The 15,296-nt window shown below is 66.2% G+C and carries 11 protein-coding genes; 7 read left to right on the top strand and 4 right to left on the bottom strand.

Annotation, left to right across the window (positions count from 1 at the left end; translation table 11 throughout):
- Positions 1 to 23 precede the first annotated feature (23 nt).
- Positions 24 to 1,481, top strand: a complete 1,458-nt coding sequence (proS, locus tag ACQUQO_RS07015; protein WP_435077253.1) for a proline--tRNA ligase — start codon at positions 24 to 26, stop codon at positions 1,479 to 1,481.
- Between the two features lie 118 nt (positions 1,482 to 1,599).
- Positions 1,600 to 6,144 (top strand): glutamate synthase large subunit, encoded by a 4,545-nt coding sequence (gene gltB / locus ACQUQO_RS07010; RefSeq protein WP_435077252.1) that lies wholly within the window; start codon positions 1,600 to 1,602, stop codon positions 6,142 to 6,144.
- Positions 6,145 to 6,162: 18 nt separating this feature from the next.
- Here the strand turns inward: gltB and ACQUQO_RS07005 are convergent, their stop codons facing one another.
- The 3 genes from ACQUQO_RS07005 to ACQUQO_RS06995 are packed head-to-tail and all read right to left on the bottom strand — an operon-like array spanning position 6,163 to position 9,580.
- Entirely contained in the window at positions 6,163 to 7,635 is a 1,473-nt protein-coding gene (locus ACQUQO_RS07005; RefSeq protein ID WP_435077251.1) for a class I adenylate-forming enzyme family protein, read from the bottom strand.
- Positions 7,632 to 8,642 carry a mandelate racemase/muconate lactonizing enzyme family protein gene (locus tag ACQUQO_RS07000; RefSeq protein WP_435077250.1) on the bottom strand — a complete coding sequence of 337 codons (1,011 nt, stop codon included), beginning with the start codon at positions 8,640 to 8,642 and terminating at the stop codon, positions 7,632 to 7,634. The genes ACQUQO_RS07005 and ACQUQO_RS07000 overlap by 4 nt, the downstream gene beginning before the upstream one ends.
- On the bottom strand, positions 8,639 to 9,580 hold the full coding sequence (locus ACQUQO_RS06995) for a 1,4-dihydroxy-2-naphthoate polyprenyltransferase (protein ID WP_435077249.1): 942 nt from the start codon (positions 9,578 to 9,580) through the stop codon (positions 8,639 to 8,641). Before ACQUQO_RS06995 ends, ACQUQO_RS07000 begins: the two co-directional genes overlap by 4 nt.
- A gap of 400 nt (positions 9,581 to 9,980) precedes the next feature.
- On the opposite strand from ACQUQO_RS06995, the gene ACQUQO_RS06990 reads away from it, so the two are divergent.
- Positions 9,981 to 11,075, top strand: coding sequence for a glycosyl transferase family 2 (locus tag ACQUQO_RS06990; RefSeq protein ID WP_435077248.1), 1,095 nt, complete (start codon positions 9,981 to 9,983; stop codon positions 11,073 to 11,075).
- 25 nt (positions 11,076 to 11,100) lie between these two features.
- A complete protein-coding gene (locus ACQUQO_RS06985; protein ID WP_435077246.1) occupies positions 11,101 to 11,577 on the top strand; it encodes a DUF7109 family protein in 477 nt (158 codons plus the stop codon).
- A 1-nt stretch (position 11,578) separates the two neighbouring features.
- Here the strand turns inward: ACQUQO_RS06985 and ACQUQO_RS06980 are convergent, their stop codons facing one another.
- On the bottom strand, positions 11,579 to 12,598 hold the full coding sequence (locus ACQUQO_RS06980; protein WP_435077245.1) for a lysylphosphatidylglycerol synthase transmembrane domain-containing protein: 1,020 nt from the start codon (positions 12,596 to 12,598) through the stop codon (positions 11,579 to 11,581).
- Positions 12,599 to 12,745: 147 nt separating this feature from the next.
- On the opposite strand from ACQUQO_RS06980, the gene ACQUQO_RS06975 reads away from it, so the two are divergent.
- The 3 genes from ACQUQO_RS06975 (at position 12,746) to ACQUQO_RS06965 (ending at position 15,262) form a co-directional block, all read left to right on the top strand.
- Positions 12,746 to 13,360, top strand: a complete 615-nt coding sequence (locus ACQUQO_RS06975; RefSeq protein ID WP_435077244.1) for an NUDIX hydrolase — start codon at positions 12,746 to 12,748, stop codon at positions 13,358 to 13,360.
- A 94-nt stretch (positions 13,361 to 13,454) separates the two neighbouring features.
- Positions 13,455 to 14,732 carry a DUF7405 family protein gene (locus ACQUQO_RS06970; protein WP_435077243.1) on the top strand — a complete coding sequence of 426 codons (1,278 nt, stop codon included), beginning with the start codon at positions 13,455 to 13,457 and terminating at the stop codon, positions 14,730 to 14,732.
- A complete protein-coding gene (locus ACQUQO_RS06965; RefSeq protein ID WP_435077242.1) occupies positions 14,729 to 15,262 on the top strand; it encodes a COX15/CtaA family protein in 534 nt (177 codons plus the stop codon). Before ACQUQO_RS06970 ends, ACQUQO_RS06965 begins: the two co-directional genes overlap by 4 nt.
- Positions 15,263 to 15,296 lie beyond the last annotated feature (34 nt).

The raw sequence follows: 15,296 nt of genomic DNA, 5'->3' as shown, positions 1-15,296 counted from the left end.
ACCCACCGCTGACAGCACTATCTATGAGCGACCGACAACAGGAACTCGGCATCACCGAGTCGAAGGAGCACAGCCCCGGCGAGTGGTACGCCGAAGTCGTCCAGAAAGCCGGTCTCGCGGACTACGCGCCGATGGGCGGGTTCATCGTCACCCGCCCCCGGGGCTATGCCCTCTGGGAGGGGATTCAGGACCATCTGGATGGGTGGTTCAAAGAGACCGGAGTGCAGAACGCCTACTTCCCGCTGTTCATCCCCGAGAGCTACCTCGAACGCGAAAAGGACATCGTCGAGGGGTTCGATCCCGAGGTGGCGTGGGTGACGCAGGCGGGTAACGACGAACTCGACGAACGCCTCGCGGTCCGACCCACGAGCGAGTCGATCATCACGCCCTTCATGAGCCAATGGATTCGGAGCCATCGGGACCTCCCGCTCCGGCTGAACCAGTGGTGTTCCGTGGTCCGGTGGGAGGCAACGGACACGAAACCGTTCTTCCGCACCAAGGAGTTCCTCTGGCAGGAGGGCCACACCGCCCACCGCGACGGGGAGGGCGCGTGGGAGGAGACGATGCTCCGACTGGAGCAGTACCGCCGCCTCCACGAGGAGGTGCTCGCCGTCCCCGTTCTGGAGGGGCGCAAGCCCGAACACGACAAGTTCCCCGGGGCCGATACGACGACCGCGGTACAGGCGCTGATGCCCGACGGCAAGTCATTGCAGGCGGCGACGAGTCACTATCTGGGCGATGGCTTCGCCGAGGCGTTCGACGTCACGTACGTCGACGAGGACGAACAGGAACACGTCGCCCACACCGCCTCGTGGGGACTGTCGTGGCGTGCACTCGGCGGGATGGTCATGACCCATTCGGACGACCAGGGACTCGTCTTGCCCCCGGCACTCGCGCCCGAGCAGGTCGTCGTCGTGCCCATCTGGCAGGAGGAAACCCAAGAGGAAGTGCTTGAGTACGCCGCCGGCCTCGCGGCGGACCTCGACGAGGCCGGTCTGCGGGTCGAACTCGACGACCGCGACGGGCGCAATCCCGGCTTCAAGTTCAACGAGTGGGAACTCAAAGGGGTTCCTCTGCGCATCGAGGTCGGACCGAACGAAGTCGAAAGTGAGGAAGCGACGCTCGTCCATCGGCCGGACGGCGAATCGGTCGTCGAGAGTCGCGAGAGTATCGCTGAAACGGCCGACGACCATCTCGATACCGTCTATGCGAAGCTGTACGCCACCGCCGAGGAGCAGCTAGACGAAAACGTCCGTGAGGCCGAGAGTCGCAACGAGCTGCTGGGAACCATCGGTCAGCACGGCGGCTACGTCAAGGCCGCGTGGTGTGGCGAGGAGAGCTGTGAGACCGAGATCAAAGACGAGATCGCCGCCGAGATCGTGATGGTTCCTCTCGATGAAGAAGAGGACCCCATCGACGACACGTGTGCGATTTGTGGCGAGAGCGCGACGGAGACGGCGTACTTCGCCAAGTCGTACTGAGAACCCTCCCAGACTGACGACCGGAAGGCGTGACGTACCCACACCCTTATTTGGTATTAGCACACACTTAGCCTTTCAGGGTCAGACTCTTATCCGTGACAGGGGGAACCGAGTGCATATGGTTGACACGCATCCCTCTGGAGGGCACTCGACGGCCACGGGGTTGGCAGACCCGTCCGAGCAGCGCGCGAACTGCGGCGTCGGGGTCGTCATGGACCTCAACGGGAAGGGAGACCATTCAATCGTGGCCGACGGTCTCGAAGTCCTCTCGAACCTCGAACATCGGGGGACGACCGGCGCGGAGGAGTCGACCGGTGACGGCGCGGGCATCATGCTCCGGACGCCTCACACGTTTTTCGCCGACGAACTCGACATCTCGCTACCGGAAACCTACGCCGTCGGGTCGCTGTTCTTCCCGCAAGCCGACGCCGCGCGCGAACGGTTGCAGGAACTCGTCACGGACGCCCTCGCAGAACACGGTCTCTCGGTCGTCCACTGGCGGGCGGTCCCGACGGACAACGGCGATTTGGGGCAAACGGCGCTCGACTCCGAGCCCGCGGTCTATCAGGCGTTCGTCGCACCCGAGGAGAGCCTCGATACTGAAGAATTCGACAGTCGGCTCTACGTCGGCCGTCGAGCGGTCGAAAAGCGCGTCGCCGAGCGCGCGCCGACGGGTCACGAGCGCTTTTACGTCTGCTCGCTCGACCGCCAGACCCTCGTCTACAAAGGACTGCTGAAGGGCGACCAGCTCGGCGGCTACTATCCCGACCTCCACGATTCGCGGGTCGCCTCGACGTTCGTCATGGTCCACGCGCGCTTTTCGACCAACACGCTCGGCGCGTGGCATCTCGCCCATCCCTATCGGAGAGTTATCCACAACGGCGAGATCAACACCATCCAGGGCAACGTCAACTGGATGCGCGCCCGCGAGACCGATATCGGCACCGAGGAGTTCGACGTCGATGCAGTAAAGCCAGTGATCGCCGACGCCGAGCAGTCCGACACCGCGAGCGTCGACAACGCGCTCGAACTCCTCCTGGAATCGGGTCGCGAGCTTCCGCACGCGCTCAGACTGCTGATTCCCGAGGCCTTCCGCGGAGACGAACACGCAATGAGCGACGAGCGCCGCGCCTTCTACGATTTTCATGCATCACTGTCGGAGCCGTGGGACGGCCCGGCGCTGGTGGCGGCCACCGATGGCAAGCGTGTCGGCGCAGTATTGGACCGCAACGGATTTCGGCCCTGTCGCTACGACGTGACCACGGACGGACGGCTCGTGATGGCCTCCGAGACCGGGGCGCTCGACCTCGACCCGGCGAACGTCGCCGAGCGCGGCCGGCTCGAACCCGGCCAGTTGTTCCTCGCCGATCCCGAGGAGGGTCGCGTCCTCCCCGACGAGGAGGTGTTCGCGGAGCTAACCGACGAGAAGTACGCCGAATGGGTCGACGAGGAGCAGGTCAGTCTCGCGGACCTCGTCGATGCAGCGGACGACCGCCCGGAGCGCGAGAGCGACGCCGACCTCCGCACTCGGCAGGCGTTGTACGGCTACACCCACGACGAACTCGACAACCTGCTCGAACCGATGGCGAACAAGGGCAAGGACCCGGTCGGCTCGATGGGCGACGACACTCCTCTATCAGTTCTCTCGCAGTTCAACCGCCCGCTGTTCAGCTACTTCAAGCAGCTGTTCGCGCAGGTGACGAACCCGCCGCTCGATTACATCCGCGAGGAACTCGTCACCTCGCTCGAAACCCGACTCGGCACCCAGCGAAACCTGCTCGCCGAATCACCGGCACACGCCCGCCAGCTCGTCGCCGAGTCCCCGGTCCTCGCCGACGACGAGGTGACAGGCATCAGAGGGATGGATGGTGAGGACGCGAACGGGATGGAGAGTCAGGTCGTCGATATCACCTACGACGCCGACGGCGACCTCGAAACGGCCGTCGAGCGCGTGCGCCGCGAGGCGACCGCGGCCGCCGACGGGAGCGACGTCCTCGTGCTTTCGGACCGGGCGGCGAGCGACGAGCGGGTGCCGATTCCGTCGCTGCTGGCGACCGGGGCCGTCCACCATCACCTCGTGCGCAACGGTCGCCGCAACCGCGTCGGTCTCGTCGTCGAATCGGCCGATCCTCGTACCGTGCATCACGTCGCGGCACTCGTCGGCTACGGTGCCGGCGCGGTGAACCCCTATCTCGCCTACCGGACCATCGCGGACCTCACGCGGGGCGCGGATGGTGCGGATCGCGATGCAGCCATCGGGGCCTACCGGAGAGCGCTCGAAGACGGACTCTTGAAGACGATGTCGAAGATGGGCATCTCCACAGTCCAAAGCTATCAGGGTGCTCAGATCTTCGAGGCAGTCGGATTGGATTCCCGGTTCGTCGCCGAGTATTTCGAGGGGACGACCGCCCGCACCGAGGGCATCGGTATCGAGGAGATCGAGGGCGACCTCGAAAGCCGCCACGCGGTCGCCTTCGACGACGACCCGGACATCGAACGACAGGGCGAGTACGAACACCGCTCGGATGGCATCTTCCACGAGTGGAACCCTCAGACTGTCGGCGCGCTCCAACAGGCCGTCCGGCAGGGTGATTACGAACAGTACGAGGAGTTCGCCCGCATGATGAACGAACAGAACGAACAGTTACAGACGCTTCGCGGCCTGCTCGAATTCGACAGCGAGCGCGAGTCGATTCCAGTGGAGGAAGTCGAACCCGTCACGGAAATCGTGACGCGGTTCTCGACGGCGGCGATGAGTCTGGGCAGTCTCTCGCCGGAGATGCACGAGACGAACGCCGTGGCGATGAATCGGCTGGGCGCGAAGTCCAACACCGGCGAGGGTGGCGAGCCACCGGAGCGCTTCCATACTGCAAAGGAATGTCCGGTCAAGCAGGTCGCGTCGGGCCGCTTCGGCGTCACGTCGGAATATCTCACGTCGGCAGAGGAGATACAAATCAAGATGGCTCAAGGCTCGAAACCCGGCGAGGGCGGCCATCTCCCCGGCAAGAAGGTCAACGAGATGATTGCCCACGTGCGGTACGCAACGCCCGGCGTGGGTCTCATCTCGCCGCCGCCGCTGCACGACATCTACTCCATCGAGGACCTGAAGCAGCTGATTCACGACCTCAAAGCCGCCAATCCCGCAGCCGACATCAACGTCAAACTCGTCTCGGAGGCGGGTATCGGCACCATCGCCGCCGGGGTCGCGAAGGCCAACGCCGACGTGGTCCACATCTCGGGCCACTCCGGAGGAACTGGCGCGAGTCCACGAACGTCCATCAAGAACGCCGGACTGCCGTGGGAGTTGGGACTCGCCGAGGCGAACCAGCTGCTTCGGGACACGCGGCTCCGCTCGCGCATCCGGGTCTCGGCCGACGGTGGGATGAAGACCGGCCGTGACGTGGCTGTGGCCGCGCTCCTGGGGGCCGAGGAGTACGTCTTCGGAACCGCCTCCTTGGTCACCTCGGGCTGCGTGATGGCCCGGCAGTGCCACGAGAACACCTGTCCAGTCGGCGTGGCGACCCAGCGCGAGGAACTCAGGGAGCGATTCCCCGGTGAACCCGAACACGTCATCAACTACATGACGTTCATCGCGCAGGAACTCCGTGAAATCATGGCCGACCTCGGCTTCGAGACGGTCGAGGAGATGGTCGGCCGCCCCGCGTTCCTCGCCCAACGCGAGGACGTCACCCACGAGAAGGCGAGGAAAATCGACCTCTCGTCGGTGCTGGCCGAACCGCGCAGCGACGGCGAAGCGGGTACCGAGCGGACGAAAACCCGCGAACAGACCCACGAAATCGACGACCAGTTGGACCACGAACTGGTCGAGGACGCCGAGGCAGCCATCGAGGACGGTACACCCATCTCGCTCAGCACGAACATCACGAACGCCGACCGCGCGGTCGGGGCGCTGCTTTCCCATCACGTCTCCCGCGAACACGGCGGCGCGGGTCTCGCCGAGGACACCATCACCGTGGACTTCGACGGCACGGCGGGCCAGAGTTTCGGTGCCTTCCTCGCCTCCGGCGTGACGATGACGCTGACCGGAACCGCGAACGACTACGTGGGCAAGGGACTCTCCGGTGGGAAGCTCGTCGTGAACACGCCGCCGACCGTCCCCTACGAACCCGAGGAGAACAGTCTCATCGGGAACGTCGCGCTCTACGGCGCGACCGAGGGCGAGGCGTATATCAACGGGCAGGCCGGCGAGCGCTTCGCGGTGCGTAACTCGGGTGTCAAAGGCGTCGTCGAGTCGGTCGGCGACCACGGCTGTGAGTACATGACAGGAGGAGCCATCGCGGTGCTCGGCGACACGGGGAAGAACTTCGCCGCCGGCATGTCCGGCGGCGTCGCGTACGTCCTCGACAGGGACGACGACTTCGAATCGCGCGTCAACCACGGGATGGTGAGCACGACAACGGAGCTCGACGACAAGGACGAGCGGATGCTCCGGCGACTGGTCGAGAACCACGTCGCCTACACCGACTCCGACCGGGGCCAGTACGTCCTCGACAACTGGGAAGCACAGGTGAGTGAGTTCGTGAAGGTGATGCCAGATGCCTACGCCGACGTCATCGACGAGCGCGAGGGCGCGGACGTGCGGACCCAGCCGCCCGCTGCGGCCGATTTCGAAGGACAGGTCGCCGAGGGGGGCGCGGACTGAGCCGTCACACGGGGCGAATCACTCGCCGGTCTCTAACAGGCGCTCTCGGACTGCCTCGCGCTCGACGGTCCCCGACGCGGTGCGGGGAAGTTCGTCGGCAAATCCGATGGTTCGTGGGAGTTTGAAGCCGGCGAGACGTTCGCGGCAGTGGGACCTGACCGCTTCGGCGTCGGAAACGTCTCCGACGACGAGCGCGCCGACGCGCTCGCCCCACTCGGGGTCGGCGAGACCGACCACGCTGGCCTCGCGGACGGCTGGATGCTCGCGGAGTGCGCTGGCGACTTCCCTCGGTGAAACGAGTTCGCCACCGCTCGAAACCATCTCGTCGCGCCGGCCCGTGACCCAGAGTCGCCCGTCCTCGTCGCGGTGGCCGACGTCGCCGGTATGAAAACCGTGCTCGGAGAAGGCCCGCGCGGTCGCCTCGCTGTCCCCGTAGTAGTTTGAGAAGACCGTCGGTCCGGCGACGACGAGTTCGCCCGCCTCGCCGGTTTCGACGGTCGTTCCATCGCCGCCGAGAATCGTGAGGTCAGTCCCAAAGAGGGGGCGGCCGACGGTGCCGGTGTGGGCGAACGCCTCCTTGGGGCGGGCGGTGGCGACCTGTGAGGCCGTCTCGGTCATCCCATAGGTCGGATGGACGGGAACGCCGCGCTCGCCACAACGCTCGATGAGTTCTTCCGAGGCGGGCGCGCCGCCAAGCAACACGAACCGCAGCGAGTCCGACAGGGAGCCGGCATCGAGCAACCGTCGGAGCATCGTCGGCACGAGCGAGATACCGGTACAATCGAAGCGGTCGAGCGCGTCGAGGGTCGTCTCGGCGTCGAACCCACCTGTGACGACGACGGCCGTGCCGTAGAGCGCCGAGCGAACGGGTGGGGCGAACCCGCCCATGTGATAGACCGCGAGCGGGTCGAGCCAGCGGTCATCGGGCGTGACGCCGAGCCGGAACGCCGAAGCGACGGCGCTCGAAAGCACGTTTTGCATCGTGAGCACGACGAGTTTCGGCTCGCCGGTGGTGCCCGATGTCGAGAGCATCAGCGCCGGTTCGTCGGCGTCGCGTCGAGCGGGTGTGAACTCCGCCGGCGAGACATCGTCGAGACCCGTGACGCCCGGGCGGTCGGCGTCATCGACGGAGGCAACCGGAATCTCCGTCGAGAGTTCGACGGCAGTCGCGGCGGTGTCCACCCCACAGACCAACGCTGCGAGGTCCGCGCGTTCGATGTGTCCATCGAGTTCGGCGGGCGTGAGCCGCGTGTTCAATGGGGCGAGCACGCAACCGAGGCGTGCCGCCGCGTGGACGAGGGCGACCGTCGCGGGCCGGGTCTCCAGCAGACAGCCGAGATGCGCCCCCGACAGACCGAGCGCCGCGAGCCGGCCGGCGGTTCGCTCGACGCGCTCGTCGAGGTCCCGATAGCTCCATTCCCGTCCGTCGGTTGCGATGAGCGCGGTCGCCTCCGGGGAGGCCCGGACCCGCCGGGCGAGCACGTCGGTCATCCGTCCTCCAGCGGTGTGTTGCCCGGCTCCTGTGGTACGTGCGCGTGTCCATCCTCGATTGGAGCCGGGTCCGCGAGGAGGTCCGTTGCGAGCCGGTCGGCGGTCGCGAGACCGGCCGGCAGCGGGTCGGGGAGGCTCGCGGCGACGTGGACCGCACCCGCTCGTGCGAGTGCGCCGTCAATCGTCGTCGTGAGCACCGCCTCGCAGCCGGCCTCGCGGGCGGCGAGTGCAACCGCTCGCGCGCGGTCCGGGCCGCCGAGAACCATCGGTTTCAGAGTGAGCACGTCGGCGGCACCAGTGTCGAGAACGCACTCGACGGAGTGGGTCGCCAGCGATTCGTCGAGCGCGACCCACACCTGTCCGCGGAGTTCGGCGTGACCGACGAGGTCCGCCCGTGAAAGCGGTTGTTCGACGTACGCGAGGTCCGCATCGGCGAACCCGTCGAGCGCCGCCCGCGCCTCGTCCCGGCTCCACGCGCCGTTCGCATCCACGCGGAGTTCGATATCGGGACCGACCGCTTCTCGCACGGTGGCGATGCGCTCGATGTCGTCCTCGACCGCCTGCACGCCGACTTTGAGTTTGAGCGCCGCGAAACCCCGTTCGACGGCCGCGGTGGCTGCATCGACGGTTTCGTTCACTGTGTCATCGCCGATGGTCGCGTTCACCGGCACACGCTCTCTGTGCTCGCCGCCGAGATACCGATAGAGCGGAACGCCCGCCGCCCGTGAGCGTGCGTCGCAGAGTGCGAGCGCGAGACCATGACGGGCGGCCGGCGTCCCATCGAGCGCATCGAGTGCATTCTCCCAGCCGTCGGTGCTTCGAGCGCGTTCGAGTGCTGCCCGGCAGTCATCGAGCGATTCCGTCCAGCCCGGTAACGGCGTCGCCTCGCCGACGCCCCACAGCCCCTCGTGCTCGATGGTGACGAGAAAGCCATCCCTGGTGTCGATGGTCCCTCGGGCGGTCGAGAGCGGACCGGCAAGTGCGAGCGAGAACGGCTCGATTCTCATATGACCTCCGGCAGCGCGAGACCGAGCGCGAACAGAAGGGAGTGGGCTGCGAGCAGCTTTCCGACCCGTTCGAGCGCGGGATTGAGCGCGTCACCGTCGGTTCTGGTGAGGACGGTCGCGGCGATGGAGGCGGCGTATGGCAGCGTGAGCAGCGGCGCGAGCACGAGCGGGCCGTAGCCCGTGACCCAGAAGACGAGTGGAACCGTGTAGGCCATCCCCGTCATGAGTAGGAACTCGATGCGACTCCAGCGGTAGCCGAGAACGACCGCGAGCGAGCGCTTGCCCGCCGCCATGTCGGTCTCGCGGTCCCGGAGGTTGTTGACGACGAGGATGTTCGTCGAGAGGCCCGCAGCGGGCAGACTCGCCACGACGGCCGCGAGCGGGAGCGTGTCGGACGGAAGCCAGAGCGGGAAGGACGAAGCGAGGGCGGTGGCCTGTACGTAGTAGGTGCCGGTGACGGCGACCAGCCCGAAGAAGACGAACACGAAGAGGTCGCCCAGCCCGTACCAGCCGTACGGGTAGGGGCCGCCGGTGTAGAGGATTCCGGCGGCGACGCTCGAAAGCCCGATGACGACGATTGGCAGCCCACCCACGGAGACCAGATAGCTGCCGAGGACGATGGCGAGCGCGAACGTCCCGACCATCGCGCGCCGGACCTCGCTCGCCCCGATGAGACCCGACTGGGTGACTCTGGTGAAGCCCTCGCGCTCTTCAGAATCGACCCCGGATTTGGCGTCGTAGTAGTCGTTCGCGAAGTTCGTGCCCACTTGGATGAGCAGCGCGCCGACGAGCGCCGCCAGCGCCGGCAGCGGGGCGAACACGCCCATCGAGACGGCGAGACCGGTGCCCACGAAGACGGGCGCGGCGGCCGCCGGCAGCGTCTGTGGTCGCGCAGCCATCAGCCACGCCTGCCCCCGGGAAACGTCCTGTGTACTCATTGCCGGGAAATCGGGTAGCCGGCAGCGTCAACGTTGGGATACGGACCGGCACTGGCGTCGGCGAAAACACCAGTATCCTCTTGTCGTTCGAGGAGATACGGACACCATCGACATCGGGGATGTTCACACCCTGCAACATCGTTCGAAGGCTGAAACAGCAGTCAGGGGGTAAGTATAGAACCCTCCCCTGTCTCTGTGGAAACGGAACCGCATGGTTCCGGTCGCACGGGAATCCGGTCCGCTGCCCTGGCATCACTGCGTACCTTTCCCGTGCCTGTTCTCGCGCCCGTTTCGGAAGGCTTGATTGGGTTCGCGTCCTATTGAGGAATACGCTCTCTGCCCGAAGCACAGTCTGCGGGCGTGGTGACCGAACCGACACGGGCGAGCGGCGAGTTCGACCATGGAGTACGTTCAAGAGCGAATCACGACGCTGCACGACTTTTCGGACGAGCCGCCGGCCGCCCCGACCCGTCGGACGGCGGTCGTCGTGCCGATGACCGGCCGCGAGTACCGCACGGACGCGGCCGCGAACGTCTTCTCGTCGCTCGCCACGCTCGACGTGGCGACGGTCATCGTCGCCCTGCGCGCGCCCCGCGAGCGAGTCGGGACGGTCGTCGGATGGCTGTCGGAGTTCGACCTCGATATGGAGGTTCTCTGGTGTGGCGGCCGGCGGCTCGAAGCGCTGCTCGCCGAACGCAGTCTCGACGGCGAGGGCGGAAAGGGCCGGGACGTCTGGCTCGCGCTCGGACTTGCAAGCGACCACGAGTTCGTCGTCGTCCACGACGCCGACGCGCTCTCGTATTCGGCCGCCGACGTTTCGAAGCTGTGTGCGCCGCTCGCGGATGACTTCTCGTTCGTGAAGGGCTATTACGCCCGTATCGAGCGAAAGCAACTCTTTGGACGGCTGTTTCGCCTCTTCTACGCGCCGCTCGTGGCAACCCTCCGCGAACGCCGCGACGCACCGGTTTTGGCGTATCTCGGCGCGTTTCGCTACGCGCTCGCCGGCGAGTTCGCGCTCACTGGCGACCTCGCGCGCGAACTCCGCCTCGGCCGGGGCTGGGGTCTCGAAATCGACACGCTCGAAACCGCCTTCGACAGCGCGGGCTTCGCACACACGGCCCAAGTCGACCTCGGCGTCGACGTTCACGACCACCGGGCGGTGTCGGGCGCTGATGGACTGGCGGCAATGAGCCGCGAGGTCGGACGGGCGCTGCTCCGCGCCGTCGAAGACCACGGTGTGGTCCCCGACTACGACACGCTCCCCACGAGATACGAGCGGACGGCGGCGCGGTTCGTTCGCCAGTACGCCGCCGACGCCGCCCACAACGGGTTCGAATACGACGCCGCGGGCGAGCGCGAGCAGGTCGGCGAGTACGCAGCAGCAATCACCGCGCCCGCTACCGACGACCGCCTGCCGGCGTGGACGGACGCACCGCTCAGTCCCCGTGAGGTGCGGGACGTAGTACAAAAGGACCTCACGGCGGTAAAGGACTAACCCGTGGCGCTCGGAGATGGCTCGAATGGAACTGACCCACGACGAACTCGCCGGCGTCATCGACCTCTTCGGGGCGCTCTCACGGACCGAACTGGTCGAAGCGGGCGAGGAACTCGCCTTCAAACGCGGCGCTGACTTCGAGGACGACAACGTCGACGCGGCGCTCGCGGCCTATCGTCTCGTTTCGTTCGACCACGATACAATCGTCGAACGAGACGTGGACGAACGACTGCTCGCCGCCGGCCCGACCGCCTTTCCGACGCTCCCCGAGGGGGCCGAGGACCTGCCACACATCCTCGACGTCGAGATGCGTACGCCCGACCGTGCGGCCCTCGGGGCGGTCGTCGAGGAGCGATTCCGTGCGGACGCGGCCCGCGCCGTCAGCGATGACGACCGCGAACGCATCCAGCGGCTGCTCGACGTGAGCTACGACCTCGAAACGTGGGCCCCGGTCGAACTCGATGGGGTGCGCGACCGGCTCGATGCGGCCACGGGCGAGTGAGTCAGGCGCGTGCAGTGACGTACAGTGCGGCCGGGCCACAGACGGCCAGCGCGAAGACGTAGCTCGTTGCACGGTAGAGGAGTGCAAGCGCCGCCGCGGAGCCACCACTGACTGGAGTGAGTGCGACCACCAGCGCGGTCATCGCCGCCGAGACGCCACCGAGTCCGCCCGGCGTCGGAACGAAGCCGGCGAGCGAACTCGCGGGGGCGAGGAAGGCGACCAGCAGTGGGTCAATCGGCAAGCCGAGTGCGAGCGCGGCGAAATACAGCGGCGCGGCGAAAAATACCCACCCGACGTACGAATAGACCAGCCCGGCGAGCAGGTCGCGCGGTTCGTCGGCGATGCGCGCGAGTTGGTCGTAGAAGCTGTCGATGCGCGCCTCGACCCGTTCCATCGATACCCGGTCGGTGCGTTCGGTGACCGGACGGGCAAGCGTGGTGAGCAGCCCCTCGACGAGGTCACGCCGTCGCCACGCGCCGTAGACCAGCGCCGGCACGCCGATGGCGATGGCCGCAAGCCCGATGAGTATCGAGCGCGCGCCCGGCGGGACGGTGCCACTGAGGGCGAGCGCCGCGAGCCCGACCCCGGCGAAGGTGAAGAAGGGCAGTAGGTGCATCAGGTCGGCCGTCGAGACGCTCGCGAGGCTCTCCTCGTAGCTCGCGTCCGTGTCGGCGGCCAGTACATAGGCGATGAACGGTTCGCCGCCGGCCTGTCCGAACGGCGTCGTGTAGTTCGCAAAGGTCGCCGCGAGGTAGGTCGGCACCAGCTCACGGTAGGGTATCGAAATCCCGCCGGCGTCGAGGACGACCTGCCACGTCTTCGTCCACGCGAGCAGGTAGCCACAGGTACTGAGACAGGCGACGGCCACCCAGCGCAGGTCCGCACGCGCGAGCGCGTCGAGAATGTCGGCCCAACCGACGACGCTGCCGAGGAGATACAGGAGGACGGCGGCGATGAGGAAGCCGACCAGCGCCTTCGCTATCGAGCGCCGGTCGAGCACGTCCGCGGAGTCAATCGACACGTCAGGTCCTCACCCCTCGACGGTGCGCCCGGCGCGGTCGGTTCATCTCATCGGGGCCACGACCGGGAGTGGGATAAGCGACCCGCAAGCGACTGCCATCGACGACGGGAGCGGACGAATTAAGCCCCGTGGGCGCTTCGGGATGGCATGCATCTCGCGCGGGTGGCCGAACACGCGGCCACGGGAGTCACCGACGAGCAGCGCGATGCGGCCGTGCTCGTGCCGGTCATCACCCGCGAGCACCCGGAGAGCCACGACGGCGCACACCTCCTCTTTACCAAACGCGCCGACCACCTCGGCGAACACCCCGGCCAGATGAGCTTTCCCGGCGGCGGGCGCGAACCAGTCGATGCGGACCTGACCGCGACCGCGTTGCGAGAGGCACAGGAGGAGATCGGTCTCGACCCCGCGAGTGCGGAGGTCGTCGGCCGGCTCGACGACATTCGAACCATCACGAGCTACGCCGTCCGACCGTTCGTCGCGCGCGTGCCCGACCGCGAGTACGTCCCCGACGAGCGCGAGGTCGCGGAGGTGGTCGTCCTCCCTGTCGAGGCGCTCACGAACCCCGACAACTACGATTCCGAGCGCCGCGACCACCCCCACTACGGTGACGTTCGACTCCATTTCTTCCGTGTCGGCGACTACGTGGTTTGGGGCGCGACCGGGCGCATCCTCGTGCAGTTTCTGGAACTCACGACCGACTGGCGCGTCCCCGAGCAAGTCGACCGCGTGGTCGATTCGGACGCCGACTTTCCGGTGTGAGTCCGGCGAGTGAACACAACGATGACCGAGAACGATGCCATTTTTCGAGGTGCGTACCAGAATCGGCTTTCCGCTACAGCGTGTATAGCTGGGTATGCCAGATGGCACCGAGCGTGGTCTTTCCCGGCGCGCGTTCGTGAAAGCCGCCGTCGCAATCGGTGGCCCGGCAGCGCTATCGGCCTGTATGGCCCGCGAGAATGCCCCAAATCTCCCACAGGGACGCGATGACCCCTCGACGCTCCCGTCGCGCCAGCACGCGTGGAACGAGTTCCTTGCACTCGGTGAGAACGACAACCATCTCGGCCCACGCCATCGGGTGTTGTTGTCTCTCCGCTACGGGAACGATGGCGCGCCGACGCGAGACCACCGACAGCAGATGGACCAGGCCCTCCGAACGCTCGAACGCGCCTATCCTCACTCCCACGACGGCTTGCTGTTCACGGTGAGCTACTCGAAAGCGTATTTCGAGCGCTTCGATAGCTCCCTCCCGCAATCGGTCGACCTCCAGCGGCCGAGAGCACTCACGCCGTTCGAGGACCCGAAACTCGACCGGCCGGACGCGGTCGTCCATCTCGCAAGCGACTACGGACAGGTCGTCTTAGCCGCTGAAGAAGCACTACTAGGCAATAAGGAGACCCTCAACGGGATTGATATCGAGACGTCACTTGGCGGAATCTTCGAGCGCATCGACCGGCGAACGGGCTTCGTTGGCGATGGCCTGCCCGCCGACAATCAGGACGTGCAGGGAATTCCCGATTCGGAGCCGGTCCCCGACGACACCCCGCTCTACATGGGATTCAAGTCCGGTTTCGACAAAAATCAGGCGACCGAAGATGACGTAACGATTCAGTCGGGACCCTTCAGGGGAGGGACCACCCAACAGATTTCGACCATCAAACTCCACCTCGACCAATGGTACGAACAGGACAGCCGCTATCAGCGCGTCGGCAAGATGTTCTGTCCAGCCCACGCCGAGTCCGGTATCGTCGAGGGCGACGGCGATAATCTGGGCAATTCGAGCAAGATGGACCGATGTGCGCCCCCGGAGGAGACCGCCCGCGAGTCGGGACTGGTCGGTCACTCCCAGAAGACCGCCCGTGCGCGCGAAAACGACCGCCCAATCATCCTCCGGCGGGACTTCGACTCAACCGACGGCGACGAGGCGACGCTGCATTTCCTCTCGCTCCAGCAGGGGATAGCGGACTTCACGAAAACGCGCGAGGCGATGACTGGCACCGACCTCGCCGAGGAGTCCGCGCTCGGTCGAAAGAACAACAACGGTATTCTCCAGTATATGACCGTCACACGCCGTGGCAACTACCTCCTCCCGCCGCGTGGGTTGCGGGCGCTTCCTGCTGCTACCCCGCAATGACTGACACGCAGACGCAAACGACGACCGCCGACCGCACGCGTCAGTTGCTCGGTTCACGATTTGCCTATACGCACTTCGCAGGGCTGACGCTCGCGTTGACGTACGTGTTGATGTTGCTCGGTGCGTACACGAGTGCGATTGGCGCTGGTCTCTCCTGTCCGGACTGGCCGACCTGTTATGGGACGTGGGTGCCGTTTCTCCATCCCAGAGTCATTGCGAACGCGCCGTATTCGGCGATACAGATCTTCGCCGAGTGGGCACACCGAGGGCTGGCGATGCTCGTCGGCGTGTTCATCCTTGGAACGACGCTCGGTGCGTGGCGGTTTCGGCGCGAGCACCGAATCGTCACGTGGTCGGCAACGCTCGCGCTCGCTGTGTTGCCGGTGCAGGTTGCACTTGGCCGGTTCACCGTCACTGCACTCCTCGAACCGATAGTCGTGACTGCCCACCTCGGAGCAGCGATCATCATAGTGCTTGCTCTGACGGTAACGACCGTGAGTGCGTGGTTGTACGACCATTCCCTAACCTAAGGAGCCGTCTCCCGGTCGCTACCCGTATTTTCGA

Source organism: Halococcus sp. AFM35 (assembly GCF_051195015.1).
In the GTDB taxonomy this organism is placed as follows: domain Archaea; phylum Halobacteriota; class Halobacteria; order Halobacteriales; family Halococcaceae; genus Halococcus.
The sequence above is the reverse complement of the archived record's forward strand: the minus strand, read 5'-3'. Positions and strand labels throughout refer to the sequence as shown.